Annotated in this window: 24 protein-coding genes; 16 read left to right on the top strand and 8 right to left on the bottom strand. The window is 61.2% G+C overall.

Going from position 1 to position 26,301, the window contains the following annotated elements; genetic code table 11:
• Positions 1–191: 191 nt before the first annotated feature.
• Positions 192–1,154, top strand: coding sequence for a LysR substrate-binding domain-containing protein (locus KHO30_RS08835; protein WP_211700590.1), 963 nt, complete (start codon positions 192–194; stop codon positions 1,152–1,154).
• A gap of 113 nt (positions 1,155–1,267) precedes the next feature.
• The gene (locus KHO30_RS08830; protein ID WP_211700589.1) at positions 1,268–2,518 is read left to right on the top strand and encodes an MFS transporter; all 1,251 of its coding nucleotides are present in this window, start codon (positions 1,268–1,270) and stop codon (positions 2,516–2,518) included.
• 74 nt (positions 2,519–2,592) lie between these two features.
• Here the strand turns inward: KHO30_RS08830 and KHO30_RS08825 are convergent, their stop codons facing one another.
• Positions 2,593–3,198, bottom strand: coding sequence for a peroxidase-related enzyme (locus tag KHO30_RS08825; protein ID WP_211700588.1), 606 nt, complete (start codon positions 3,196–3,198; stop codon positions 2,593–2,595).
• Positions 3,199–3,560: 362 nt separating this feature from the next.
• On the opposite strand from KHO30_RS08825, the gene KHO30_RS08820 reads away from it, so the two are divergent.
• The 3 genes from KHO30_RS08820 to KHO30_RS08810 all read left to right on the top strand — a co-directional run bounded on the left by KHO30_RS08820 (position 3,561) and on the right by KHO30_RS08810 (position 6,427).
• Positions 3,561–4,580: a VTT domain-containing protein gene (locus KHO30_RS08820; protein ID WP_200621173.1), complete on the top strand. Its 1,020-nt coding sequence runs from the start codon at positions 3,561–3,563 to the stop codon at positions 4,578–4,580.
• A gap of 120 nt (positions 4,581–4,700) precedes the next feature.
• On the top strand, positions 4,701–5,234 hold the full coding sequence (locus tag KHO30_RS08815; RefSeq protein WP_093645060.1) for a MarR family winged helix-turn-helix transcriptional regulator: 534 nt from the start codon (positions 4,701–4,703) through the stop codon (positions 5,232–5,234).
• Positions 5,231–6,427, top strand: coding sequence for an MFS transporter (locus tag KHO30_RS08810; RefSeq protein ID WP_093645062.1), 1,197 nt, complete (start codon positions 5,231–5,233; stop codon positions 6,425–6,427). Before KHO30_RS08815 ends, KHO30_RS08810 begins: the two co-directional genes overlap by 4 nt.
• A gap of 37 nt (positions 6,428–6,464) precedes the next feature.
• Here the strand turns inward: KHO30_RS08810 and speB are convergent, their stop codons facing one another.
• The 3 genes from speB to KHO30_RS08795 all read right to left on the bottom strand — a co-directional run bounded on the left by speB (position 6,465) and on the right by KHO30_RS08795 (position 9,696).
• Positions 6,465–7,427: an agmatinase gene (speB, locus tag KHO30_RS08805; protein ID WP_211700587.1), complete on the bottom strand. Its 963-nt coding sequence runs from the start codon at positions 7,425–7,427 to the stop codon at positions 6,465–6,467.
• 134 nt (positions 7,428–7,561) lie between these two features.
• Positions 7,562–9,055 carry an aldehyde dehydrogenase gene (locus KHO30_RS08800; protein WP_054042829.1) on the bottom strand — a complete coding sequence of 498 codons (1,494 nt, stop codon included), beginning with the start codon at positions 9,053–9,055 and terminating at the stop codon, positions 7,562–7,564.
• A gap of 89 nt (positions 9,056–9,144) precedes the next feature.
• Entirely contained in the window at positions 9,145–9,696 is a 552-nt protein-coding gene (locus tag KHO30_RS08795) for a cupin domain-containing protein (protein ID WP_054042828.1), read from the bottom strand.
• Positions 9,697–10,130: 434 nt separating this feature from the next.
• Here KHO30_RS08795 and KHO30_RS08790 point away from each other — a divergent pair, with 434 nt between their 5' ends.
• From KHO30_RS08790 to KHO30_RS08740, 11 genes are all read left to right on the top strand, one after another.
• Positions 10,131–10,334 carry a hypothetical protein gene (locus KHO30_RS08790; protein WP_035516723.1) on the top strand — a complete coding sequence of 68 codons (204 nt, stop codon included), beginning with the start codon at positions 10,131–10,133 and terminating at the stop codon, positions 10,332–10,334.
• Between the two features lie 303 nt (positions 10,335–10,637).
• Complete coding sequence (locus tag KHO30_RS08785; protein ID WP_200620380.1) at positions 10,638–11,432, top strand: gamma-glutamyl-gamma-aminobutyrate hydrolase family protein; 795 nt, start codon at positions 10,638–10,640, stop codon at positions 11,430–11,432.
• Positions 11,433–11,464: 32 nt separating this feature from the next.
• On the top strand, positions 11,465–12,799 hold the full coding sequence (locus tag KHO30_RS08780; protein ID WP_093645070.1) for a glutamine synthetase family protein: 1,335 nt from the start codon (positions 11,465–11,467) through the stop codon (positions 12,797–12,799).
• 49 nt (positions 12,800–12,848) lie between these two features.
• A complete protein-coding gene (locus tag KHO30_RS08775) occupies positions 12,849–14,288 on the top strand; it encodes an aspartate aminotransferase family protein (protein WP_211700586.1) in 1,440 nt (479 codons plus the stop codon).
• Between the two features lie 73 nt (positions 14,289–14,361).
• The gene (locus KHO30_RS08770) at positions 14,362–15,483 is read left to right on the top strand and encodes a polyamine ABC transporter substrate-binding protein (RefSeq protein WP_211700585.1); all 1,122 of its coding nucleotides are present in this window, start codon (positions 14,362–14,364) and stop codon (positions 15,481–15,483) included.
• A gap of 207 nt (positions 15,484–15,690) precedes the next feature.
• Positions 15,691–16,854, top strand: coding sequence for an ABC transporter ATP-binding protein (locus KHO30_RS08765; RefSeq protein WP_372341852.1), 1,164 nt, complete (start codon positions 15,691–15,693; stop codon positions 16,852–16,854).
• Positions 16,851–17,822, top strand: coding sequence for an ABC transporter permease subunit (locus KHO30_RS08760; RefSeq protein WP_200620382.1), 972 nt, complete (start codon positions 16,851–16,853; stop codon positions 17,820–17,822). The genes KHO30_RS08765 and KHO30_RS08760 overlap by 4 nt, the downstream gene beginning before the upstream one ends.
• On the top strand, positions 17,819–18,730 hold the full coding sequence (locus KHO30_RS08755; RefSeq protein WP_093645078.1) for an ABC transporter permease subunit: 912 nt from the start codon (positions 17,819–17,821) through the stop codon (positions 18,728–18,730). Before KHO30_RS08760 ends, KHO30_RS08755 begins: the two co-directional genes overlap by 4 nt.
• A gap of 38 nt (positions 18,731–18,768) precedes the next feature.
• Positions 18,769–20,337: a DUF3138 family protein gene (locus KHO30_RS08750; protein WP_211700584.1), complete on the top strand. Its 1,569-nt coding sequence runs from the start codon at positions 18,769–18,771 to the stop codon at positions 20,335–20,337.
• Between the two features lie 73 nt (positions 20,338–20,410).
• Positions 20,411–21,703, top strand: coding sequence for an NAD(P)/FAD-dependent oxidoreductase (locus tag KHO30_RS08745; RefSeq protein WP_093645082.1), 1,293 nt, complete (start codon positions 20,411–20,413; stop codon positions 21,701–21,703).
• The gene (locus KHO30_RS08740; protein ID WP_211700583.1) at positions 21,703–23,025 is read left to right on the top strand and encodes an NAD(P)/FAD-dependent oxidoreductase; all 1,323 of its coding nucleotides are present in this window, start codon (positions 21,703–21,705) and stop codon (positions 23,023–23,025) included. The genes KHO30_RS08745 and KHO30_RS08740 overlap by 1 nt, the downstream gene beginning before the upstream one ends.
• A 63-nt stretch (positions 23,026–23,088) precedes the next feature.
• Here KHO30_RS08740 and KHO30_RS08735 read toward each other — a convergent pair whose 3' ends face one another.
• From KHO30_RS08735 to KHO30_RS08720, 4 genes are all read right to left on the bottom strand, one after another.
• Positions 23,089–23,583: an Lrp/AsnC family transcriptional regulator gene (locus KHO30_RS08735; RefSeq protein WP_211700582.1), complete on the bottom strand. Its 495-nt coding sequence runs from the start codon at positions 23,581–23,583 to the stop codon at positions 23,089–23,091.
• A gap of 41 nt (positions 23,584–23,624) precedes the next feature.
• Positions 23,625–24,350: a haloacid dehalogenase type II gene (locus KHO30_RS08730; protein ID WP_200620386.1), complete on the bottom strand. Its 726-nt coding sequence runs from the start codon at positions 24,348–24,350 to the stop codon at positions 23,625–23,627.
• A 104-nt stretch (positions 24,351–24,454) separates the two neighbouring features.
• Positions 24,455–25,180 (bottom strand): haloacid dehalogenase type II, encoded by a 726-nt coding sequence (locus KHO30_RS08725; RefSeq protein ID WP_211700581.1) that lies wholly within the window; start codon positions 25,178–25,180, stop codon positions 24,455–24,457.
• 197 nt (positions 25,181–25,377) lie between these two features.
• Positions 25,378–26,259, bottom strand: a complete 882-nt coding sequence (locus KHO30_RS08720) for a LysR family transcriptional regulator (protein ID WP_093645091.1) — start codon at positions 26,257–26,259, stop codon at positions 25,378–25,380.
• Between the last annotated feature and the right edge of the window lie 42 nt (positions 26,260–26,301).

Here is a 26,301-nt window from a genome sequence, read left to right as displayed (position 1 = left end):
TCTTTTGCCCTTATATAGCCACGACGAACGGCATGCCGGCGAATCGACAACGTCAGCGAAATATTTTGCTGGCCCGTCCGCGGCGGTAATCGAACCCTCATTGCAAGGTATCCTTTCCCAAAACAGCATGCGCGCGCCGGCGTACTTTTGCACCGTCACGATGCCCGCCGCGCCGCCTTTGAGGATGCCCTATGCCGCTTCGTCTGCCTCCTCTGCCCGCGCTTCGTTTTTTTGAAGCGGCCGGCAGGCATCAGAGTTTCAAGCTCGCCGCCGCGGAACTGAGCGTCACGCCGAGCGCGATTAGCCACGGCATCGTCGGCCTCGAACAATCGCTCGGCGTCGAACTGTTCGTGCGCGAGCCGCGCGGAATTTCGCTGACGACGGCGGGCGCGGACTATCTGTCGTACGTATCCGAAGCGTTTTCGCTGATCGCGATCGGCACGCAGCGCCTGCCGAACCACCGCGCGAATCGCCCGATCGCGCTGAGTTGCGCGCCTACGCTTGCCTCGCGTTGGCTGTTGCCGCGCCTCGCCGCCTTTCGCGCACGCTGGCCGGCTGCGAACGTCACCGTCGATACCTCGCACCGTCAGGTCGGCTTTCCCGTCGACGGTTTCGATTTCGCCATTCGCCTGAGCCGCGCTCCGGTCGCGGGGACCGCGTGGACGCGTCTGTTCGGCGAACGCCTGATGCCAGTGTGCAGCCCGGCGTACGTGGACAATCTGCGCGACGCGCATGGCAACGTCGATCTGCGTCACGCGACGTTCATTCACGTGAACTCGGCGAGCGAGGACTGGCAGGCGTGGCTCGACGGGGTCGCCATCGATGGGACGGCTATCGACGGCATCGACCTGAACGACGGCTTGCGTGTCGACACGATCCAGCTCGCTTTCGAAGCCGCGAGCATGGGCCTCGGCGTCGCGCTCGGCAGACGGCCGCTTGTGGACCGTGATCTCGCAAGCGGAGCGCTCGTCGAGGCCAGCCCACAAACGATCGACTCCTCCACGGCGTATTGGCTGGTGAGCGCGCAAAACACCGATAGCGCGGAAAATCGCCCGGAACTCTCCGACTTCAAACGCTGGCTGCTGAGCGAGGCTGAACCGTTCGCCAATCCACCCGCTGCTGCCGATTCGGAATTGCACCGCGCCGACCACTAAACCCTGCCCACCCTCTGTCTGGACAGGTGAGCCGCGCTCACCTGTCGTCAAAATCTTTTCTTTTGCCGCTTCTGACGCTCGCTGCGACCATGGTGTCCAAGGAGATCAGAACCATGTCCACGACAAACAGCAAACGCCTCGCCATCCCCGTGAGTCAAACGACGCTCGTGATCATCGCCGGCGCGCTGATTCTGAGCGCCGCCATGGGCATCCGGCAGACCTTCGGTCTCTTCATCGGGCCGTTCTCGTTCGACCGCGGGCTGCCCGTTACGCTGATCGCTTTCGCCATCGCGCTGCACAACCTGGTATGGGGTTTCGCGCAACCGTTCGCGGGCGCGGCAGCGGACCGTTATGGCTCGGCGCCGGTGGTCGCGTTCGGCGCGACGACGTTTGCCGCGGGCCTGGGCGTCGCGGCGGTTGCGCCATCGGGCCCGATGCTGATTGTCGGGATGGGTCTGCTGGTCGGCATCGGCGTGAGTTGCACGACGTTCGGCGTGGTGTTGCCGGCAGTCGGCCGCATCGCTTCTCCGGAAAAACGCAGCATGGCGATGGGTCTCGTCAGCGCAGGCGGCTCGGCGGGACAGGTGCTGATGATCCCGCTCGTACAGAGTATTCGACTCAGTTCAGGCATCGCCACTTCGCTCTTCGTGCTGGCCTTCCTGATGCTGCTGATCGCGCCGCTCGGCATGGTGCTCGACCGGCGCGCAAGTGTCGGCATGCAGGTTCAGGAGCCGCCCGCTGCGCCGCTTCGCAAGGTATTCGCACAGGCGATCCGGCATCGGGGCTATCGACTCCTGACGCTCGGCTTCTTCACCTGTGGATTTCAGCTCGCGTTCATCGCCACGCATCTGCCTGAGTATCTGACGCTGTGCCATATGCCTGTCGGGCTGGGCGCCACCGCGCTCGCGCTGATCGGCCTGTTCAATATGGCAGGCAGTTGGGGATGCGGATGGCTCGGCGGCCGGTTCCGCCAGCACCATGTACTCGGCTGGCTTTACCTCATTCGAAGCGCGACGATCGGCGCGTTTTTTCTGCTGCCGAAGACCTCCGCTTCGGTCGTGATCTTCGCGGCGGTGATGGGGCTGACCTGGCTCGGGACCGTGCCGCTGACGAGCGGACTCGTGGCGAAGGTGTTCGGCACGCGGCACCTCGGCAGCCTTTTTGGCGTCTGTTTTCTGAGCCACCAGATCGGCTCGTTTCTCGGCGCGTGGCTAGGCGGCCTGGTGTTCGATCTGACCGGGTCGTACTCGCTGCTGTGGGAGGCCACGGTCGTCGCGGGACTCATCGCCGCGATGCTGCACTTCCCGATCGACGACAAGGCCGTCAGCACGCCCGCAATTCGGTCCGAACCGGTAGCTGCGTGAAGGGTCCGGTGCGAGCGAGCCTGCGAGAGCAGGCATCCGCACGCACCGCGAGTCCGCTACTCGCATCTCCAATGCTATTTTCGCGGCCCGTCCACCGCCGCTTTCGGCACACGGCCCATCAGATAGAACTCGTCGTTCGGCCGCATCGAAATGACGTTGGCCATCCGATTCGACAAACCGAAAAATGCGGTGATGGCCGCGATATCCCACACGTCGTCATCCGAAAAGCCGTGCTTACGTAGCGTCTGAAAATCGGCATCGTCGACCGTGCCGGATTCGCTGCAGACCTTCAACGCAAAGTCGAGCATCGCCTTCTGACGCGCCGTGATATCCGCCTTGCGATGGTTGACGGCCACCTGATCCGCAAGCAGCGGCGCCTTCTCATAGATACGCAGAATCGCGCCGTGCGCGACCACGCAATACAGGCACTGATTCACCGCACTCGTCGCGACGACGATCATCTCGCGCTCGCCTTTGCTGAGGCCGCCCTCTTTCAACATCAACGCGTCGTGGTACGCAAAAAACGCGCGGAATTCATCCGGCCGGTGCGCCAGCGTGAGGAATACGTTCGGGATAAAACCGGCTTTCTCCTGCACTTCGAGGATGCGGGCGCGGATGTCGTCCGGCCACGCGTCAGGCTCAGGCACGGGATAGCGGCTGATGGGCTGAAGGTTTGCCATGTCGTGTCTCCGTTGTATCTGTATGTGCACGACGATTGTAGCGAACTTCGACCCGCTGCCGTCCCGGTCAATCTGGCGTTTTGCTCTGTGCTGGGCGGCGGCAGGGACAGGCCGCACAGGGGCACCGCAACACGGTCAATCGCTCCATTCCCTTAAATTTTTTCGGGTACTCAGCCCGCCCCGCAGCGCCATTTCACCAACCTGTGCTTAAATCCGAAGTTCGTGCTGCTGTGCTCGTGCCACCGGCCAGCTGAACGAGCCATGCAGCCGGCCGCTACCGGCCTAAACGACGTGTTCGCAACGCACGCCGGCCAGGCGCCGACTGTTCCAGATCCCTTCATTGCATCAACAGGAGCGTGGTTGTGTGGCATTTTCCGGTTGCTATTCCACCCTCGCTGGGCGTGTGGGCCGTATTCATGAGCGTGCTCGTCACGCAACTCGGCCTGCCGATTCCAGCGGCGCCGATGCTGATCCTCGGCGGAACCATGGCCGCCATGGGACAAACCTCCTACGCCAGCGTCATTGGGGCCGCCGTCTGCGCCACGCTGCTGGCGGACTCGCTATGGTTCTTCACCGGACGAACCTACGGCCGCCGCTTGCTGAATCAACTGGTGCGCTTCTCACTCTCGCTCGACACCACCGTCCGTGTCGCACGCAATACGTATGAACGGTACGGCGCGCCGATTCTGACCGTCGCCAAATTCCTGCCGGGGCTCGGCCTGATCTCGGCGCCGCTGCTCGGCACCACGCCAATCAACGTCGGCGTGTTTCTGCTGTGGGACTTTGTCGGCGCAATGCTGTGGGCCAGCGTGTGGGTAATCGGCGGCGCCGCGCTTGACGATCAGATCGTGCAGCTCGTTCTGCTCGTGCGCAATCACGGCGGCACGATTTTCGACGCGTTCGCGGCGATCTTCCTTGCCGTGCTCGTCTATCGCTACGTGCGCCGCTGGCAGTTTCGCCGCTGGCTCGCGCATATACGCATTTCGCCGGACCAGCTCGACGAAATGATGAGGTCCAATGAGCCGCCACTGATCCTCGACGCCCGGCCGCACAGCATTCGCGCAAAAGAATCGCACCGGATTGCGGGCGCGCAGTTGCTGGACCTCGATTCGCCCGAGCCCCTGCATCCCGACTTGCTGAAGCGGCCAATTGTCGTCTACTGCGTCTGTCCTAACGAGGCGACGGCCAAACGGATCGTCAATCAGCTGCATCGAAAGAATATCCACCACGTCCGCGCGCTCAAGGGCGGCCTCGACGCGTGGGAAAAACGCGGTTATCCGGTCGAGCCGTTGCCGCCCGACTTCGAGACGGCGATGGCCCACATGGCGGAAGACGAGGGCAACGAGGGCGAATACACCGTGCGGGCGAGATTGGCGAAGTGACGGCAGGTGCCTGAACCCCGCCCGCCCGAGCATAACGAGCCGGAAATAAAAACTGCTTGCGCATCCCCTTCAATGTGTGCACCATGCATATATGCACGTTGCACACATTGAGGTGTCGCTATGACGCAGCGCACAGAAAACCTGCTTGGCGTGCTCGCCCTGCTGGTCACGGACGAGATGAACGCGCAGCCCACCGTGGCCGCGCTCGCGGGCCCCACTGCCCGCGCCATGCTCAACGCGGTCGGGCAATATCCCGATTCATCCATTGAAGTATTACGCGAGGCGGTCGATCTTTCGCATCCGGCCGCGGTCCGCGCCGTAGCGGGCCTGGTGGAGGCCGGCCTCATCGAAAAGAAATCCGGCACGGATAAACGTTCCGTCGCGCTTGCCTTGACCGCTTCCGGTAAGCGCGAAGCCAAACGCCTGCAAACGGCACGCGACCAGATGCTCCAACGCATCGTCGGGCAGCTCGACGAGCGCGAACGCGACGTGCTCGAAAACCTGCTGATCAAGATCCTGTGGAATGAAACCCGCGATCCGGCGCACGCCATGCAACTGTGCCGCCTTTGCGACGACGGCCCCTGCCTGAAAGCCGGCTGCCCGGTCGAATGCCGCGAACAGGGTCTGCCCATGCCTGCGCGGAGCGGCACATGAATACCGTCGCGCCGGTGCGCTGGCCGGCGATCGCCGCACTGACCACGGTCTCGGCGCTCTCGCAGATCGGCCAGTTCGGCATCGGCTTCATGGTGCTGCCGGTGTGGCTCGCGCAGCGTGGCCTCGACGCACCGCGCGCCGGCCTCTTCTCCGCTTCGCAATGGACCGGCATGCTGGCCGGCTTGTTGATCGCGCCGTGGTTGATGGAGCGGATCGGTGCGAAGCGCACGGTATCGCTCGGTCTCGCCGCCACAGTGCTTGCGTTCGCAACGATGAATGCGCTGTGGTGGCCGTTGTGGCTCGTGCCCGGTCTGTTGACAGGGCTCGGCATTGGATTGCGCTGGATCGCCAATGAAACGTGGCTCTATCGGCTCGTGCCGGCTGAGTCGAGCGGACGTGTAGTGGGCGTGCACGAAGCGTTGATTGCCAGCGCCGGCGTCATCGGCCCGGCGTTGGCTGTGTGGTGTGCAGTCGACGGACGCATCACATTCGCGGCCGGCGCGGCCTTCACATTTGCGGCGGCCCTTCCGCTGTGGCTGACTGCGTCGGACGACAGGCCCGCTGCTGTTAAACCCGCACGGCCTGCGCGAACAGGCAGCGCAGCGAAAAGCCTCCCTATCGGTCCGATGGTCAGCCTCGGCATGGTGGTCGTCGCGGCAGGCGGCATCGGCGATGGCGCGCTCTACGGCCTCTTCCCGCTCTTTGCCGACGCCCATGGCCTCAGCACCACACAAACGGCCACGCTACTCACGCTATTCGGTGTCGGCGGCATGGCGCTGCAATTTCCGGTCGGCTGGTTTGCGGATCGCGCGGGCCTGGCGGCCACGGTGATCGTCTGCGCCGCGCTCAGCACACTGGCGATCTGTGGTTTCGCGCTCGCCGCGCCGGCCTCATGGCTCGCCGGCGCGAGCGCCTTGCTGCTCGGCGGCATGAACAGCGCGTATATAACACTCGGCATGGTCGCGGCGGCATGCAGCGATAAGGCATCGCTCACGCGCAACATGCGGCTGGTGTCGCTCACCTTCACCGCGAGTTCAATTGTAGGGCCGCTCATTGCCGGGTTCGCCATGAAAGCACGCGGCAGCGACATGCTGTTGTGGCAACTGGCGATCATGAGCGGCGCGCTCGTTGTCTACACGCTTGGCTTGCGCGAAGGCCGGCGTCAGCCCGATCGATCGTCGTCGATGGGCTAACGCCTGCACTGCGCCGCTTCAAGACGATTGAACGTGCCTAGCGTTCAGCGACCTTCTTCTGCCGCCAAAGGCACAACAGATCGCAGGCGATATGCGCGGCGGCAATCGCCGTGATCTCGCTCTGGTCATAAGCAGGCGCCACCTCCACCACATCCGCGCCCACCAGGTTCAACGCACCGAGTCCGCGCACGATGGCCAACCCCTGCGCCGAGGACAAACCACCCGCCACCGGCGTACCCGTGCCCGGCGCGAACGCCGGATCGAGACAGTCGATATCAAAGGTCAGATATGCGGGCCGCTCGCCGACAATCGACGTGATCCGCTCCACCGTTGCTCGCGTGCCATGTTCGTGGACCCATGCGGCGTCGAGGATATTGATGCCCATGAAGTCGTCGTTCCACGTGCGAATGCCGACCTGCACTGAAGTCTTCGGATCGATCAGACCGTCTTTCACCGCCTTGTAGAACATCGAACCGTGATTCAGGCTGTCCGGACTATCGTCGGCCCAGGTATCGCAGTGGGCGTCGAAATGGATCAGTGAGAGCGGCTTGCCGTACTTCTCCGCATGCGCGATCAGCAGCGGATACGTAATGTAGTGATCGCCGCCGAGCGTCAGCATTTTCGCGTCCGAACGCAGAATCGTGCGCGCATGTTCGACGATCGATTCCTTGATCGTCATGGGATTGTGCGCGTCGAACCAGCAGTCGCCGTAGTCCGTCACGGCGAGATCGTCGAACGGATTGAAGCCCCACGGATAGGGATGCAGCTCCGACAATTGCACGCTCGCCGCGCGCACCGCCGCCGGGCCAAGACGTGCGCCTGAACGGAAGGTGGTGGCCAGATCGAGCGGCACGCCGGAGACCACGACGTCGACGCCGTCGAGTTCGCGGGTGTACTTGCGGCGCATGAACGACAACACACCCGCATAGGTGTTTTCGATCGACGAGCCATAAAGCGATAGACGACGGATCGCGCCGTCGCCATAAACGAGTTCAGTCATGGGATGACCTGATACCTAAACATGCCGGAGCCGCACGCGGGGCTTCCAAGTAGTGCGTGCAACGTCCGGCCTCGGATTCATTGGGAACGCGACGGCGTTTCTTTGAAACGCCGCCGCGCTGGCTTGCGAATCCTTTAGCGCAGCCGAACGAGCGTGGACTTCAGCTCGGTGTACTTCTCCAACGCGTGCAACGACTTGTCACGGCCGTTGCCCGATTGCTTGTAGCCGCCGAACGGGAAGTTCATGTCCCCGCCTTCGTCGTAGCAATTGACCCATACCGTACCGGCGCGCAGCTTGCGCGACACTTCATGCGCGGTGGTGAGGTTCGAAGTCCAGACAGCGGCGGCAAGACCATATTCGCTGTCGTTAGCGATCCTGATCGCCTCTTCAACCGTGTCGAACGTAATCACCGACAACACCGGCCCGAAAATTTCCTCGCGCGCAACCTTCGCACCGGAAGCCGGGATTTCGAAGATGGTCGGTTCGATATAGAAGCCGCCCGTCTCCTGCTTCACACGCGAACCACCCAGCAGCAGCTTCGCTTCGGCGCGGCCCGCTTCGATATAACCGAGCACGCGTTCGAGTTGCACGTTATCGACGATCGCGCCCATCGAGGTTTGCGGATCGAGCGGATTGCCCGGCGTATAGCTGCGCGCGGCGGCAATCAGCTTGTCGAGGAACACGTCCTTGATGTCTTTGTGCACGAGCAGGCGCGAACCCGCGGTGCACATTTCGCCCATGTTGTAGAAGATCGCGCCGGCCGCCGCATTCGCCGCGCGGTCAAGGTCGGGGCAATCGGGCATCACGATATTCGGCGACTTGCCGCCGAGTTCGAGCCACACGCGCTTCAGGTTCGATTGACCGGCGTATTGCATGATCAGCTTGCCGACGTTGGTCGAACCGGTGAAGGCGAGACAGTCCACGTCCTGATGCAGCGCCAGCAGCTTGCCCGGTTCGCCTGCGCCCGGCACCACGTTGAACACGCCGGCGGGGATGCCCGCGTCCAGCGCGAGTTGAGCGAGGCGAATCGCGGTGAGGGGCGACTTCTCCGAAGGCTTCAAAACCACGCTGTTACCCGCGGCCAAAGCCGGGCCGAACTTCCACGACGCCATCAGGATCGGGAAATTCCACGGCACGACTGCCGCAACCACGCCGATCGGCTCACGCGTGACGAGGCCCACCAGATGATGATCGGCCGGCGCGACTTCGCCGCCGACCTTGTCGATGGCTTCAGCAAACCACTCGACGCAATAGGCCGCGCCCGGCACGTCCACCGAGGTGGTGTCGGCGATCGGCTTGCCTGCGTCCAGCGTCTCGAGCAGCGCGAGTTCGTCCATATGCTCGCGGATCGACGCGGCCCAGCGCAATAGAATCGCCTTGCGCTTGCGCGGATTGAGGCCCGACCACACGCCTGAATCGAACGCACGGCGTGCGGCTGCCACGGCGGCGTCGACATCCGCCGCACCGCTGTCAGCCACCTTGGCAAGCAGCTTGCCGTCGATCGGGCTCAGGCAGTCGAACGTGCGGCCGCCTGCGGCGTCACGGTACTCGCCGTCGATAAACGCACGGCCTTCGATCGAAAGCGTAGCGGCTTTGTCTTGCCAGAAAGCGAGAGATTTCTTGTCCATCAGGATGCCTCAATGTTATGCGCTCGACGCACGCCGGCTCCGACTTCAAGCGGCCTGGAACTGCGTCGCGGCGCGTTGGCGCGGAGTCTTTAGAACGTGGGCGGCGAATTGGCCGACACGATCTCGCAGAGATGCTCCGCGCTGGGATTGCGAAAACGATGCGGAAGACGGCTTTCGAAGTAATAGCTGTCACCAGGGTCGAGCAGCCACGTCACGCCATCTACTGTCAGTTCGATCTGACCGCTGACCACTACCCCGCCCTCGTGCCCTTCGTGCTCCAGCATTTCCGGCCCGGTATCCGAGAGCGGCTGATAGACCTCGCGCAGAATGCCCATGTTGCGGTCTTTCACACTGGAGCCGGCGAGATAGAACTCGATCGACTCATTGCCGAGATTCGGCATGTCGGCGCGGCGCGACACAACCGAGCGCTCCACCTCCACTTCAAAAGTGAAGAACTCGGCGAGACTCATCGGTATGCACTCAAGCAGTTTCTTCAGCGATCCAACCGACGGACTCACCCGGTTCTGTTCGATCAGCGAGATCGTGCCGTTGGTCACCCCCGCCCGTTTCGCCAGCTCGCGCTGGGACAGACCATTCTTCTTACGGATGTACTGCAGGCGGGTCGCAACTTCTATGGACATCGCTAGGTTCTCTGACATGGGAGACGATCGGGCGCGTGGACTCGGGCAACGTGTGCCCGCGAGTGTTGAATATTCTAATCACTTTAATCGTTGCGCCGCTGGGGAAAACCCTGAAAGGATTCCGAAATATGATTTGCGCAACGAATGTTCCCAATGACCCGGATTCCAGGGACACCCTCGGGAAAGCCCTGATAAATCTTTTATAAAAATGATTTGACGGCATTATTGGCTCGTATACGATGGTTCTCAGGCGATCGTCATGCCGACGTCACGAAACACGAACGTGTGTTTCTGGCGCAGCGAACCCGGTTCGCAACGGTCAGAGATGGTCATCCCAGCGTCATGTTTCTTTAAACGCCCTGTGCGTTTTTCGAGCAAGCGTTCAATACTTTCAACGTCGCTAGTCGAGTGTAATCGTGAGAGTCCGAGGCCCTTTGGTGAGATGGAATCGAAGTCAGGCGAGTTGTCCTCGCGCTGACGGCGCCATCGCCGACGGCAGCAACGGCAGCCTTGCGTTCCGCCGCTTCCTGTCCGTCTTCACGATCCTGTCCCGCCGTTCAGTTCGACGTCACAACTCCATCTCCGCGCGCGCCTTCATTGCTGTGCGCACGGACGAAGTCGCCTCGCTGCTGCCGTAGCGCCTCCCCCTTTTCCGTCGTTCGATTCGTCCGTTTGCGTGAACGCGCTCTCTCGAGCCATGCGTTTGTGCGTGTGCGGTGCCGTCTGCCGCCTATGCCCTTCATGCGGATCAGATCAGTTGCGCACCGCAACGGGCCGAATCGAACGACACATCTAATTACCACGCGCGGCGCGTCCCGCTGACGACGACCGCCTGCACTACCCGGTGGCCTGACGCCTTGCGTCCGGCTGCGGAATGTTGCCGCGCCGTGTTTAACGTTGTTCATGCCGCGTCCCGCGGGGAACATACACGTCTATCTGATATGCGAAACAAACCCCTTGTCGGCATCAGCGCCGACAGAACGATGATGGGAGTCCACCCGTCGCACGTCACCGGTGAGAAGTACATCGCCGCGATCGTGGACGGCTCGCAAGCGCTGGCCATGTTGCTGCCGGCACTCGGCGAGCGTCAGTCCACCGAGGACGTGCTGGCTACGGTCGACGGCTTACTGTTCACCGGCAGCTATTCGAATGTCGAGCCGCACCGCTACGGCGGCCATCCCAGCGCGCCGGGCACGCTGCACGACGCCGCACGCGATGCGACGACGCTGCCGCTGCTGCGCGCCGCGATCGCCGCAGGCGTGCCGGTGCTGGCGGTATGCCGGGGCTTTCAGGAAATGAACGTGGTGTTCGGCGGGACGTTGCATCAAAGCGTTCACGCGGTGGCCGGGTTGAACGACCATCGCGAGAACAAGGAAGACGACCTCGACGTGCAATACGCACCGTCGCATTCGATCACGCTGACGCAGGGCGGCTTGTTGCAGCGCCTCGCGGGCGGCACGAATGAAGCGCGTGTGAATTCATTGCACGGTCAGGGCGTCGAGCGGCTGGGCGTGGGTCTGGTGGCAGAAGCCACCGCGCCGGACGGATTGATCGAAGCGGTGAGCGTAAAAGATGCGCGTGCTTTCGCGCTGGGTGTGCAGTGGCACCCGGAATGGAAGCATGCCAACGACGCGCTTTCCACCGCGATCTTCCGTGCCTTCGGCGAAGCCTGCCGCGATCGAATGCGCACCAAGGCCGGCTATGGCGCGGCATCCGCCGCTGCCACGCATGCCTGAGCCGGTCGCGCACCAAAACTGAGAGAATAACCATGCATGAAATCGACGACTTCCTGAAGAAGAACCGCGTCACCGAAATCGAAGCGATCATTCCGGATATGGCCGGGATCGCACGCGGCAAGATCATTCCGCGCAGCAAGTTCGAATCCGGCGAATCCATGCGCTTGCCGCAGGCGGTGATGATCCAGACCGTCACAGGGGACTATCCGGAAGACGGCACGCTCACCGGCGTCACCGACCCGGACATGGTTTGCGTTCCCGACGCCAGCACCATCCGCATGATTCCGTGGGCCGTCGATCCGACCGCCCAGGTGATCCACGATTGCGTCCACTTCGACGGCACGCCCGTCGCCATCTCGCCGCGCCGTGTACTGCGCCGCGTGCTGGAACTGTATAAGGCCAAGGGCTGGAAGCCGGTCATCGCGCCGGAACTCGAGTTCTACCTGGTGGACATGAACAAGGACCCCGACCTGCCGCTGCAACCGCCGATCGGCCGTACGGGCCGTCCGGAGACCGGCCGTCAGGCGTACTCGATCGAAGCCGTCAACGAATTCGATCCGCTGTTCGAAGACATCTATGAATACTGCGAAGTCCAGGAACTGGAAGTTGACACGCTGATTCACGAAGTCGGCGCCGCGCAGATGGAAATCAACTTCATGCACGGCGATCCGCTGAAACTTGCCGACAGCGTGTTCCTGTTCAAGCGCACGGTGCGTGAAGCCGCACTGCGTCACAAGATGTACGCGACTTTCATGGCCAAGCCGATGGAAGGCGAACCGGGCTCGGCGATGCACATGCACCAGAGCCTCGTGGACGAAGAAACCGGCCACAACCTGTTCACCGGTCCGGACGGCAAGCCCACGACGCTTTTCACGGGCTATATCGCAGGCCTGCAGAAATACACGCCGGCGCTGATGCCGATTTTCGCGCCGTACATCAACTCGTATCGCCGCCTGTCGCGCTTCATGGCTGCGCCGATCAACGTGGCATGGGGTTACGACAACCGCACGGTGGGTTTCCGGATTCCTCATTCGGGCCCGGCTGCGCGCCGCATCGAAAACCGCATTCCGGGCGTGGACTGCAACCCGTATCTGGCGATTGCCGCAACGCTCGCGGCCGGCTATCTCGGCATGACGCAAAACCTCGAAGCCACTGAGCCGCTGCTCAGCGACGGTTACGAATTGCCGTACCAGTTGCCGCGCAACCTTGAAGAAGGTTTGACGCTGATGGGCGCTTGCGAGCCGATCGCCGAAGTACTCGGCGAGAAATTCGTCAAAGCCTACCTCGCACTGAAAGAAACCGAATATGAAGCGTTTTTCCGCGTGATCAGTTCGTGGGAACGCCGGCATTTGCTGCTGCACGTCTAAGATCTATTTCAACGACGTCGCCCGCAAACGCAAAAAAATTGGAGGCAGTATGAGCTATAGAACAGAAGAAGTCGCTTACGTGCAGCCGGCCCAACCCGCCGCCAGCGCACAAGCCACACAACAGAAACGCAGCACCGCCGAATACCGCGCGCTCGACGCCGCGCACCACATCCATCCGTTTTCGGATATGGGTTCGCTCAATCGCAGCGGCAGCCGCGTGATCGTCAAGGCACAGGGCGTGTACCTGTGGGACTCGGACGACAACAAGATCATCGACGGCATGGCCGGTTTGTGGTGCGTGAATGTCGGTTACGGCCGCAAGGAACTGGCTGACGCAGCGTACCGCCAGATGCAGGAACTGCCCTTCTACAACACCTTCTTCAAGACGACGCACCCGCCGGTGATCGAACTGTCGGCCCTGCTCGCCGAGCTCGCGCCGGAACCGTTCAACCACTTCTTCTATTGCAACAGCGGCTCGGAAGGCAACGACACCGTGCTGCGCATCGTTCACCAATACTGGGCGACGCAAGGCAAGCACTCGAAGAAGTTCGTCATCTCGCGCAAGAACGGCTATCACGGTTCGACGATCGCCGGCGGCACGCTGGGCGGCATGGGCTACATGCACGAACAGATGCCCTCGAAGGTCGAGAACATCGTGCACATCGACCAACCGTATTTCTTCGGCGAAGCAGAAGGCAATCTGACGCCGGAAGAATTCGCTCTGGCCCGCGCGCAGCAACTCGAAGCCAAGATTCTCGAAATCGGCGCGGACAACGTGGCCGCCTTTATCGGTGAGCCTTTCCAGGGCGCGGGCGGCGTGATTTTCCCGGCTTCGACGTATTGGCCGGAAATCCAGCGCATCTGCCGCAAGTACGACATCCTGCTGGTCGCCGACGAAGTGATCGGCGGCTTCGGCCGGACCGGCGAATGGTTCGCGCATCAGCACTTCGGTTTCGAGCCGGATCTGATCACGCTGGCCAAGGGCCTGACGAGCGGCTATGTGCCGATGGGCGCGGTCGGTCTGCACGATCGCGTGGCCAAGGCGATCATCGAAAATGGCGACTTCAATCACGGCCTCACATACTCCGGCCACCCGGTGGCCGCAGCAGTAGCGGTAGCCAATCTGAAACTGCTGCGCGACGACAAGATCGTCGAGCGCGTCAAGACCGACACGGGTCCGTACTTCCAGAAGAAGCTGCGCGACACCTTTGCCAATCACCCGATCATCGGTGAAATCTCCGGCGCGGGTCTGGTCGCCGGTCTGCAACTCGCAGAAGACCCGAAAGCACGCAAGCGTTTTGCTAATGGTGGAGAAGTCGGCACGATCTGCCGCGACTTCTGCTTCAACGGCAACCTGATCATGCGCGCCACCGGCGACCGGATGCTGCTGTCGCCGCCGCTCGTGATCAACAAGCTGGAAATCGACGAGATCGTTGCGAAGGCCAAATACGCCATCGACGCGACCGCACAACAACTCGGAATTTCGTAACGGCAGTTCGTTCCGGCATGGGCACACCCACGATACGCGCTCATGCCGGTTCTTCACATCAAGGGAAAAAACCATGAGCGTTTGTCATCTTCGTCATGCGGTCGCGGGGGCCGCGCTTCTCGCCTTCACGGGTTTTGCGGCGTTGTCGGTTACGCCGGCCCTTGCGGCCGACACGGAACTGAATGTGTACAACTGGTCGGACTACATCGCGAAGGACACGATTCCAAACTTCGAGAAGCAGGACGGTATCAAGGTCAAGTACGACAACTACGATAGCGACGATACCTTGCAGGCCAAACTGCTCGCGGGCAGTTCCGGTTACGACATCGTGGTGCCGACGTCGAACTACATGGCCAAGCAGATCCAGGCCGGCGTGTATCAGAAGCTCGACAAGTCGAAGCTGCCGAATCTGTCGAACCTCGATCCCGTGTTGATGAAGATGATTTTCGACGCCGATCCGGGCAACCAGTACGGTGTGCCCTGGGCTTACGGTACCGACGGTATCGGCTACAACGTCCAGGCCGTGCAGAAGGCACTCGGCGCCAATGCGCCGGTGGACAGCTGGGCCCTCGTGTTCGACCCGGCCAATCTGTCGAAGCTGAAAGGCTGTGGCGTATCGTTCCTCGACCAGGCGGTCGACGTGTTCGCCGCGACGCTGCAATACATGCATAAGGACCCGAACAGCACGAACCCCGCCGACTATCAGGCCGCGTTCGAAGTGCTGAAGAAAGTCCGCCCGTACATCACCCAATTCAATTCGTCCGGCTACATCAACGACCTCGCTAACAACGACATCTGCGTCGCGGTGGCATGGTCCGGCGACGTCGGTATCGCCAGCCGCCGCACCGCGGAAGCCAAACGTTCGTATCAGGTGAAATTCTCGAACGTCAAGGAAGGCGGTCTGCTGTGGTTCGACGTGATGGTGATCCCGAAAGATGCACCGCATCCGGAAGCCGCACTGAAGTGGATCAACTACATCGAAGATCCGAAGGTCAACGCAGCGATTACCAATGAAGTGTTTTACCCGACCGCGAACAAGGCCGCGCGCCAGTTCGTCGTTCCGGGTGTCGCACAGGACACGACCGTTTATCCGGGCGATGAAGTGTTGAGCAAAATGACACTGATGAAACCGATGCCCACCGACATTCTGCGCCTTGAAAATCGACTTTGGGCGCAGCTTAAAACCGGCCATTGATTAAGCCAAACTAAAAAGAATCGATCCCGCGCTCAGGGATCGCTCGAACCCTGAGCGCATGAATGGCAGTAACGGTAGTCAGCCTGCGTGCTTAAGTCCCATCTGTGCGCAGTCCCATGTTTTCCGATCGCAGCGCATCTTGCGAGCCGCTTCCCGCGACTCGTATGGAGACACTTGCGCTCGCGATCCGCAAGGAATGGTTACATCATGAACTCGACGACACAAACAAGCGTAGCCGGCGCCACCCAGATGGCCCGCCCCGCACCGACGACAAAATCGAAATCGGACGAATTCGTTCGCATCGAAAATGTCGTGAAGAAATTCGGCGACAGTACTGCTGTCGACAACGTCAATCTGAGCATTGCGAAGAATGAATTGTTCGCGCTGCTCGGCAGCTCCGGCTGCGGCAAGTCCACACTCCTGCGCATGCTCGCGGGGCTCGAGTCGGTCACCTCCGGCCGCATTTTCGTCGACGGCGAAGACCTCGCCGCGATGCCGCCGTACAAGCGGCCCGTCAACATGATGTTCCAGTCATATGCGCTGTTCCCGCACATGAGCGTCGAAGCGAACATCGCGTTCGGCCTCAAGCAGGAAGGCACGCCCAAGAACGAGATCAAGGAACGCGTTGCCGACGCGCTGAATCTCGTGCAGATGAGCAAGTACGCGCAACGCAAGCCGCACCAGTTGTCCGGCGGACAGCAGCAGCGTGTGGCGCTGGCCCGCTCGCTCGTCAAGCGCCCCAAGCTGCTGCTGCTCGATGAGCCGATGTCGGCGCTCGACAAGAAGATCCGTCAGAAGACCCAGCTCGAACTGGTGAACATCATCGAAAAGGTTGACGTGACCTGCGTGATGGTGACGCACGATCAGGAAGAAGCCATGACGATGGCCGGCCGCCTCGCCGTGATGAGCGAAGGCCGTATCGTGCAGATCGGCTCGCCCAGCCAGGTGTACGAATTTCCGAATAGCCGCTTCTCGGCCGAGTTCATCGGCTCGACCAACCTGTTCGAAGGCACCGTGGTCGCGGATGAACCTGACCACATCTTCGTGGAAAGCGAAGACCTCGAATCGCGCATCTACGTGAGCCACGGCATTACCGGCCCGCTTGGCATGCCGGTGGGCATCTCGGTGCGTCCGGAACGCGTGAAGGTCTCGCTCGACAAGCCCTCGACGCCGCATAACTGGGCACGCGGCGTGGTCTCCGACGTCGCCTACATGGGCAGCTATTCGCTCTATCACGTGCGCCTGCCGAGCGGCAAGACGGTCGTGTCGAATCTCTCCAGCTCGCACCTCATGAGCGAAGGTGCGCCGTCCTATAACGACGACGTGTTCGTCTACTGGTCGCCGGCTAGCGGCGTGGTGCTGACGCAATGAGCAATCCCACTACCTCCCCCACGGCGCTCGGCGCGCCGTCCGGCAGCCGTCTGCTAGGCTCGCTGAAAAAACGCCTCTCGTTCCTGGTGCCGTCGGGCCGCACGACCGTGATCGGCGTGCCGTTCATGTGGCTTTTCGTGTTCTTCGCGTTGCCGTTCGTGCTGGTGCTGAAAATCAGCTTCGCCGATCTGCGCCTGGGCATTCCGCCGTACACGGATCTCGTGACGGTCAAGGACGGCATGGTGCACTTCGCCATGCAGCTCAGCCACTACGCCTTCCTGCTGCAGGACGATCTGTACGTCGCCACGTACATCAGCTCGCTGAAGATGGCCGCAATCTCGACCTTCTTCTGCCTGTTGATCGGCTACCCGATTGCGTACTACATCGCGCGTTCCGAGCCGACCAAGCGCAATCTGCTGATGATGGGCGTGATGCTGCCGTTCTGGACGTCGTTCCTGATCCGCGTCTATGCATGGATCGGCATCCTGAAGGACGACGGTCTGCTCAATCACACGCTGATGGCCATCGGCATGATTCATTCGCCGTTGCGCCTCTACCACACGGATATTGGCGTCTATATCGGCATGGTTTATTCGTATCTGCCGTTCATGGTGATGCCGCTGTATGCGCACCTCGTCAAGATGGATCTGACGCTGCTCGAAGCGGCCTACGACCTCGGTTGCAAACCGTGGACCGCGTTCACGCGCATCACCTTGCCGCTGTCGAAGAACGGCATTATCGCCGGCAGTCTGCTGGTGTTTATTCCGGCGGTCGGCGAGTACGTGATTCCTGAACTGCTGGGCGGCGCCGATACGCTGATGATCGGCCGCGTGATGTGGGATGAATTCTTCAACGATATGGACTGGCCGATGGCATCCGCCGTCACCGTCGCCATGGTTCTACTGCTGCTCGTGCCGATGGCCGTGTTCCAGTACTACCAGGTCAAGGAACTGGAGGGCGCGAAATGATCAAGCCAAATAGAACGCTTTCCAATAGCGTACTGACGTTCGGGTTTCTGTTTCTGTATATCCCGATCATCAGCCTGGTGGTGTATTCGTTCAACGAGTCGAAGCTCGTTACGGTCTGGTCTGGCTTTTCGCTCAAATGGTATGGCGCCTTGCTGCAAGACGGCGAACTGCTCAGCGCAGCATGGCTGTCGCTGAAAATCGGTCTGCTGACCGCGTGTGCATCGGTGGTGATCGGTACGTGGGCCGGTTTCGTGCTGGCGCGTTTCGGACGCTTTCGCGGCTTCACGCTGTTCGCCGGCATGATCAACGCGCCGCTCGTGATTCCTGAAGTGATTCAGGGCATCTCGCTGCTGCTGCTGTTCGTCGCGCTCGAACAGATGCTCGGCTGGCCGAAGGGCCGTGGTCTCTTCACGATCTGGATCGGTCACGTGATGCTGTGCGTTTCGTACGTGGCCATCATCGTGCAATCGCGAGTGAAGGAGCTCAACAAGTCGCTCGAAGAAGCCGCACTCGATCTTGGCGCAACGCCCTTCAAGGTGTTCTTCCTGATCACGCTGCCGCTGATCTCGCAGGCTCTGATGTCCGGCTGGCTGCTGTCGTTCACGCTGTCTTTCGACGATCTCGTGCTCTCCGCGTTCCTCTCTGGTCCCGGTTCGACCACGCTGCCGCTCGTCGTGTTCTCGCGTGTTCGTCTTGGCCTCAATCCGGAAATGAACGCGCTCGCCACGATCTTCATCACCACGGTGACGATCGGCGTGATCGCCGTGAACCGCTGGATGCAGGTGCGTGAGCGCAAGCGCAACCGCGACATGCAGATGGCGTTCGCACTCGCCGAAGCCGCCGACCCGTTACCGTCAGCACCACAACAAGCCGTCGTACGAAAGTCGCTCGATACGGCACGCGCATAAGAAGTCCTTTTGCAATACGACCAATAAGGAGAATTTGCATGAGAAAGAAGCTCATCTGTCTGTTGGTGGCGGGGAGTTTGCCAGGCCTTGCCATGGCAGACGCCACCAGCGACCAGATCAAGGCGCTACAGGCCCAGCTCAACGCACTGCAAAAGGAGGTGAAGCAGTTGCGTTCCGAGGTAGCGTCCAAACCGAAAGCGGCGGCGGCAGCCACTGCGGCACCGGCTCCGGTTGTGGTGGCGGCGCCGGTCGACATCTCCTCGCCGGATTACGGCAAGGCGCAGGCGACGCTGACCAACGACCAGGTCGATTCGATGAAGCAGCAGATCGCCAATCAGCAGTTGAAGGTCGACTCGCTGGTGGACGCGGCGAACACGGGGCCGATCGCCGGCTTGTCGGTGACGGGTTATATCGATCCGACCTACATGTATAACCGCGCGCAGAGCAGCTCGTCGTTCCTGTTCGCGAACCATGAAAGTAGCTACAACTACTTCAACAGCACGTTCGGCGATCTGTACTTAGACATCAAGAAGACCTTCGGTGTCGGCCCGATGGCGCCGTCTGCCGAAATCACCTTGATGCCGAACCGCGGCAACGGCATTACCCTGCTCTCGAACGAGCACGGCGATATCGGCAACAACATCCTGAACACGGCCGTGGTCAATGTGCCGTTGACGGCGACCACGACCCTCGTGGCCGGTTTGATTCCGAGCTTCGGCGGCTATGAAGTGCAGCAATCGAACCAGATGCTGACGCTCACGCACAACCTGTTGTACGACTTCTCGGATCCGGGCAGCTACATCGGTATCGGCGCGAACTATGCGACGGGTAACTGGGCGTGGAAGTTCTTCCTCGGCAACGAACAGTACCGCACGTTTGGCGCGACGACGCAGGTCGGCACCAATGCGCTGGGCGATCCGATCACGACCAGCAACAAGATCCCGACCCTCACGGGACGAGTCGACTACACGTGGTCGAGCGCACTGGATGTGGGTGGCTCGTTCAACATCGGCCGTCAGACGCTGCCTAGCGCGATCGATAGCAACGGTGTAGTCAGCTACGGCGTAGGCGGTCAGGCGCCGAGCTCGGGCGGTACGTTCTTCTTCACCGAAGCCGACCTGACCTACACGCTGGCTGACGTGCAGTACAACGCCGAACTCGACTACGGTCAGCAGCAGAACGCCGCGTTCAACGGCGGCCAGGCACAGTGGTACGGCCTCTCGCTGCTCGCGCACCGCAAGTTCTCGCTGCCGGTGGTGGGCCGTATGGGCGTGACCGCCCGTTACGACCTGCTCGTCGACAGCAAGAATGGCGGCGGCGGTGGTGGCATCGCGTTGAATTCGAACGGCATGGACACTGCTGACGGCTTCGGTATTGGCGCGGACTGCCTCGCCAATTCGAAGGCGAACGGCGGTCTCGGCTTCGAGTGCAAGGGCGCAACCCGCCAGGACGTTTCGCTCGATCTGTTGTTCTACCCGACCCAGCAGATCACGGTCAAGGTGGAATACCGCCACGACTGGGCGAACAAACAGGTGTTCCTGAAGAACGACGGCTCGTACGGCAAGTCCAACGACCTGCTCGCAACGCAGTTCATCTACTCGTTCTAAAACGACCCGCCTCATCGCGTGGCCCGGCTTTACCGCGGGCCACGCGCCAAGGCCTCTTCTGCATGCTCTGCCTATGCTCCGATTCTCAAACCAGCCTCACGTCGCCTCGTATTACGCAGCAACCGCCAACGACACCACCCGCCATCCCCCACTCGAAGAAACGCTTAACGTCGACGTCTGCGTGATCGGCGCCGGACTCACTGGCATCTCGACTGCGTTGAACCTCGCCGAACGCGGTCACTCGGTCGCGGTGCTCGAAGCATCGAAAGTCGGATGGGCCGCGAGCGGCCGCAATGGTGGCCAGTTGATCGGCGGCTTTGCCTGCGATATCGATACATTCGCGAAGTTCATGCCCGCGAATGACGTGAAGCGTGTTTGGGACATGGGGCTCGAAACCCTGGATATCGTCAAGGAACGCGTCGCGAAGCATCAGATCGACTGCGACCTGACCATTGGTTACCTGACCGCGGCGAACAAGCCGCGCGATACGGATGCGCTGCAAAAATGGCGTGACGAAGCGCAACGGCGCTTCGGCTATGACCGTTTCAGTTATGTCGACGCCGATGGCGTCGGCAACTATGTTCAATCGCAGCGCTACCTCGGTGGATTGTTCGATGCGGACAGCGGCCATCTGCATCCGCTGAATTACACGCTCGGTCTGGCGCGCGCGGCACGCGAGGCCGGCGTACGGATTTTCGAAGACAGTTGCGTCACCGCGTTGCGCCAGGAAAACGGCCGGCATGTGGCTGAAACCGCGCGCGGCAAGGTCAATGCGCAATTTGTCGTGCTCGCCTGCAATACCTATCTCGGCCAACTCGCGCCGGATCTTGCCAGCAAGATCATGCCGGTGGGCACCTACGTGATCGCCACCGAACCGCTCGATCCCGATCGCGCCGAAGCGCTGATGCCGGCGAAAGCGGCCGTGTGCGACAGCCGCTTCGTGCTGGACTATTTCCGCCCTGCCCCCGACAATCGTTTGTTGTGGGGCGGCAAAGTCAGCTACTCGACGTTCGCGCCGCGCAATCTCGGTGAAGCAATGCGCCGCGATATGTTGAAGACTTTCCCGCAACTCGACGATGTCAAAATCGACTATGCGTGGGGCGGCTTCGTCGACATTACGATGAATCGCGCGCCGCATTTCGGCCGCCTATCGCCTACCGTGTATTTCGCGCAGGGTTTCTCCGGCCACGGCGTGAACACTACCGGGCTCGCGGGCAAGCTGATCGCCGAAGCGATCGATGGTCAGGCCTCGCGCTTTGATCTGTTCGGCAAGATTCGCCACCGCGACTTCCCCGGCGGCGCTACACTGCGCACCCCTGCCCTCGTCCTTGCGATGGCCTGGTATCGAATGAAGGACCTGCTTTGATGAATGCACCGACTCCTGGCTTCAACACCCTCGACCACCGCGCCGATGCGCTGATCGCCAACTCCTACTACGAGGCGAGCGCCACGCGTCCGCCGGCCGACGATCCGATGCTCGACGGCACATTGGAGGCCGACGTCTGCGTGATCGGCGCGGGCTTCTCCGGTTTGTCGGTGGCGTTGGAATGCCGGGCGCGCGGATTGTCGGTGGTGGTGCTCGATGCGCATCGTCCCGGTTGGGGCGCGTCGGGCCGCAACGGCGGGCAGACCTTGGTGGGTTTCGCGAAAGACGAGATCATCGAACGGCAACTCGGACTCGACGGCGCACGCGCCGCGTGGGCGATGTCGGTGGAAGGCGTGGCTCTGGTGCGCGAGCGCATTGAACGCTACGGCATTGATTGCGATTTCACCGCCGGCTATCTGACGGTGGCCACCAAACCGAAACGCGTGCCGGATTTGCGTTCGTGGATGGAATCGGCCTCGCAACGCTGGGGTTATACGAAACTCTCGTGGCTCGATACCGATGAAGTGCGTTCACGCGTTGCTTCGCGGCGTTATCTGGCCGGTGTCTATGATCCGTTTTCCGGTCATCTGCATCCGCTCAAATACTGCCTCGGTCTCGCCGATGCGGCACGTCGCGAAGGCGCGCAACTGTTTGCGCATTCGCCGGTGATCGAAGTCGTGCGTGGTGCACGGCCTGTCGTGCGGACCGCCAATGGCGAGGTGCGCTGCCGCTTCGTCGCGGCATGCGGCAATGCCACAATCGGCGACGTGTTGCCGGCTCCAGTGGCCGCGCGCATCGCGCCGATTGCCTCTTACATTGTCGCCACGGAACCGCTCGGTCAGGCACGCGCGGACGCACTGATCAAGGGACGTGAGGCGATTTGCGACAACAACTTCTTCCTCGATTACTTCCGTCTGTCGGCTGGTCACCGCGTGCTGTTCGGTGGCCGCGCGAGTTCGACCGGCGCATCGCCCGTGCAACTAGGCGAGGAAATCCGCAAGCGCATGATCGGCGTATTCCCGCAGCTGGGCGATGTGCGAATCGATTATGCGTGGGGCGGTTTTGTCGACGTGACGCGCAATCGTGCACCTGATTTCGGCTCGATCGATTCGAACTACTTCTACGTGCAGGGCTTTTCAGGTCACGGCGTGGCGTTGACCGGGATTGCCGGGCGCGTGATTGCGAAAGCTATGGCCGGTGAGACCGCGGCCTTCGATCTGTTCGCGCAACTGCGGCACGCACGCTTTCCGGGCGGCCCGGCATTACGTGGGCCGGCGCTGGAACTCGGGATGATGTATCACCGGATTCTGGAGTTGTTCTAGGCAGGCTTTCGAGCTTTAAGACGTGAGATCGGCCAGTGCTCCAACCACGATAATTGCGTAGCTTCAGTCATCATCTGTCAGCAACTTGTCGAGAGGCACTCCGTGCTTGACGAACGGCGAACGGATCACGATGTAACTGAAATACTTCTCGATGCCGAGATTGCGGTCGAGCAGGCGTTCGATCACTTCCTGGTAGTAACCGATGTCCTTGACGACGAACTTGAGCAGGTAGTCGTACCCGCCGCTCACCAGGTGACATTCGGTAATTTCGTCGAGATCGCGCACGTTCGCCTCGAAACGGACAAAGTCCTCGCGCCGATGGTCATGCAGCATGATTTCCGTGAACACTGACACGATGCTGGTCACTTTCGCGACATTCACGTGCGCACCGTAGCCCGAAATCACACCGGCTGATTCAAGACGCCTGACGCGCTGCAGGCACGGGCTCGCAGAAAGACCGACCGCGGCGGCGAGATTCGCGTTGGTGATGTTGCCGTTCCTCTGCAATTCGGCGAGGATCTTGATGTCGATCCGGTCGAGTTTTGGTCGGTTGCTCATATCGTTCTGTTCTCGAATCGGCGGGCGAACCGGCTTTCCCGCTAAACGCGGGAAAGCTCCTCGTGATGCGCCTTGACGAACTGCGCCATGCTGGTGAACCTGAAATCGACAGAAGGCTCCGCGAATGTGCGCATCGTCGCGCCGAGCCCGCGCTGCTCGAAGCGCCGATGAATCCAGCATGAACGAATGTCTAACCGGTTGGCCGGCTCATGATCGTGGTACATGCTGTCCGCGACGTGCAGGATTTCGTCCTTACGCACGCCGAGTCTCGACAGCACGTCGAGCATATATTCAAAATTACGGCTCGACGGCTTGTAGCTTCCCACATCCTCAGCCGTGACAACGACGTCAAAGGGCACATGCAGCCTGGCGCGGCTGTATGTGAAATTCTCGTTATCCACGTTCGATATGATGACCAGCTTGAAGTACTTCTTCAAATACTGCAGCGTACTTGCCGAATCCGGGAACGCAGGCCAATTGCGCACCGAACGACCATAGGCCTCCGCCTGCTCGCGCGTGTAGCTGACACCCCACTCCTCCGCTAGCCGCTTGTAGACCACCTCGAGCAGCCGGTTGTACGGCATGTCGGGCGTCGCGCTCTGCTGATATGACTCGTGGCGGGCGTGCGCTTCCAGCACCTGGTCGCGCGTCGGTGGCGGGTCAAGCGATGAGACCAATGCTGACAGGCCCGCGACGATGCCCGATTCCCAGTCGATCAGGGTGCCATAGCAATCGAACGTCAGGGCCTTAAAATCCGTCAGTCGCATGAAGGGCTCCTTAACTGGGGTGTTCCGGCTTGCGCGGAACTCGCCGCGCCCGCACCGGCGCGGCAAATCAAACCGGCACAAAGGCCGGTAAGTTTATCGACTACTTACTTCTGCAGCAGCGCTTCCTGGTGAGCCTTCGCGAATTCGGCCATGCTGTTGAAACGGAAGTTCACGGTGGGTTGCTCACCGGGGTTCATCGTCGCACCGAAACCGGTTTGCAAATGGCGGCGATAGATCCAGCACGATGCAAGCCCGAACGCGTTCGCGGGCTTGTGGTCGTGGAACAGACTCTCGGCAGTGTGGAGGATCTTCTCCCTCCGGATGCCGCGCTCACCCAGCTTTTCCAGCATGTACTCGAAATTTCGCGGCGACGGTTTATAGGAGCCGACGTCTTCTGCGGTGATGATCGCGTCGAATTCAACCTGAAGCTTCGCGTTGCTGTACGTGAAGCTGTCGTTATCGATGTTCGACAGGATGAGCAGCTTGTAGTGCTTCTTCAGATACTGCAGCGCGTTCGCCGAGTCCTCAAATGCCGGCCAATTGCGTATGGACTTGCCGTAGGCGAGGCACTCCTCGTACGTGAAAGGCACCTGCCATTCCTCGGCGAGCCGCTTGTACACGATCGGCAGCAGTTCCTGGTAACGTTTCGCCGGCGTGTAGGCCTGCTGCGACGACTCATGACGTGCGTGTGCTTCAAGAACCTGATCCCGCGTCAGCGGCGGGTCGACGCGTTCGAGCAGCGGACGCAAGCCCTCGAAAATGCCCGTTTCCCAGTCGATGAGCGTGCCGTAGCAATCGAAAGTCAGTGTATCGAAGTCGGTCAGTTTCACAGTAACGCCTCCAGTTGGTTGGTGAGCTAGACATAGTCTATTGGGCACGCCCAGCAACCGTTACTTATGTGGTCCACCGCATCGGCAATCTCTGTTGCTCGTCCGCACACCAACAGCAGAATCTGCTGCTGGCTTCTGCCTGGCATGTTAGCAAAAGGCGATCGCTGAATACCTTGCTGCCGGCACCCAAGCAGACGTTATCGCCGCTGCGGCCCAAACATCCGCGACAACGCGCGCGCAAGCTCCTTAACAGCGGCATCCGCCGTCGGACGATGCAGCAGCGCAATATCCATGGTCTCGATTGAAGGCAACCCGCTCTTCGATGTCAACACGGCGTGATCCGCGAGCACTGCACGCGCCGGCAGCAGACTGATACCAAGACCATCGGCAACGGCCGCCTGGATTCCGCTCAAACTCGAACTGATAAAGCTCATCCGCCAGCGGCGGCCGAGTCCTTCGATCGCGTTGGTCATATCGTCACGGTATAACCCGCGCGGCGGGAACGCGACGATCGGAATCGGATCAAGGTGGATTGAAGGGTTCTTCGCACTGTCGATCCACCTCAATTGCTCCGGCCAGCACGCCACGGCCTCGCGGCTATTGCGCCGCTGCTTCACGAGAATCAGATCCAGATCGCCGCGATCGTAGCTATTGCTCAGGTCGCGGCTCAATCCGCTAGTCACTTCCAGCTTGACCTGCGGATGCTTGCGGTTGAACGCGGCGAGCATATGGGTTGTCGGCCCGCCGACGAAATCTTCCGGCACGCCCAGCCGGACCGTCAGCCCCACCGTTGCGCCGGACAGCGCTTCAATCATTTCATCGTTGAGAGCAAGCATGCGGCGCGCGTACGCCAGCAAGGTTTCACCGGCATCGGTCGGACTCACGTCGCGACTGCCTCGCTCGAGTAGCTTGTGCCCCGCCATGTCCTCGAGACGCCGCACCTTCTGGCTGATGGTGGACTGCGTGGAATGAAGCCGTGCGGAAGCCGCAGTGAAGGTGCCGCAATCGGCCACCATGACGATGGCCTTCAGCAGATCCAGATCGAACAACGGTGTACGCGCTTTGGCGTTGGGTTTCATTGAGCCTCCAGTCAGACGCCGTCATGCCGGATAAGGGCATAC

This window comes from Paraburkholderia aspalathi (genome assembly GCF_905220735.1).
Lineage (GTDB): Bacteria > Pseudomonadota > Gammaproteobacteria > Burkholderiales > Burkholderiaceae > Paraburkholderia > Paraburkholderia aspalathi.
Note: the sequence above shows the minus strand (reverse complement) of the source record. Positions and strands in the feature narration are given on the sequence as shown.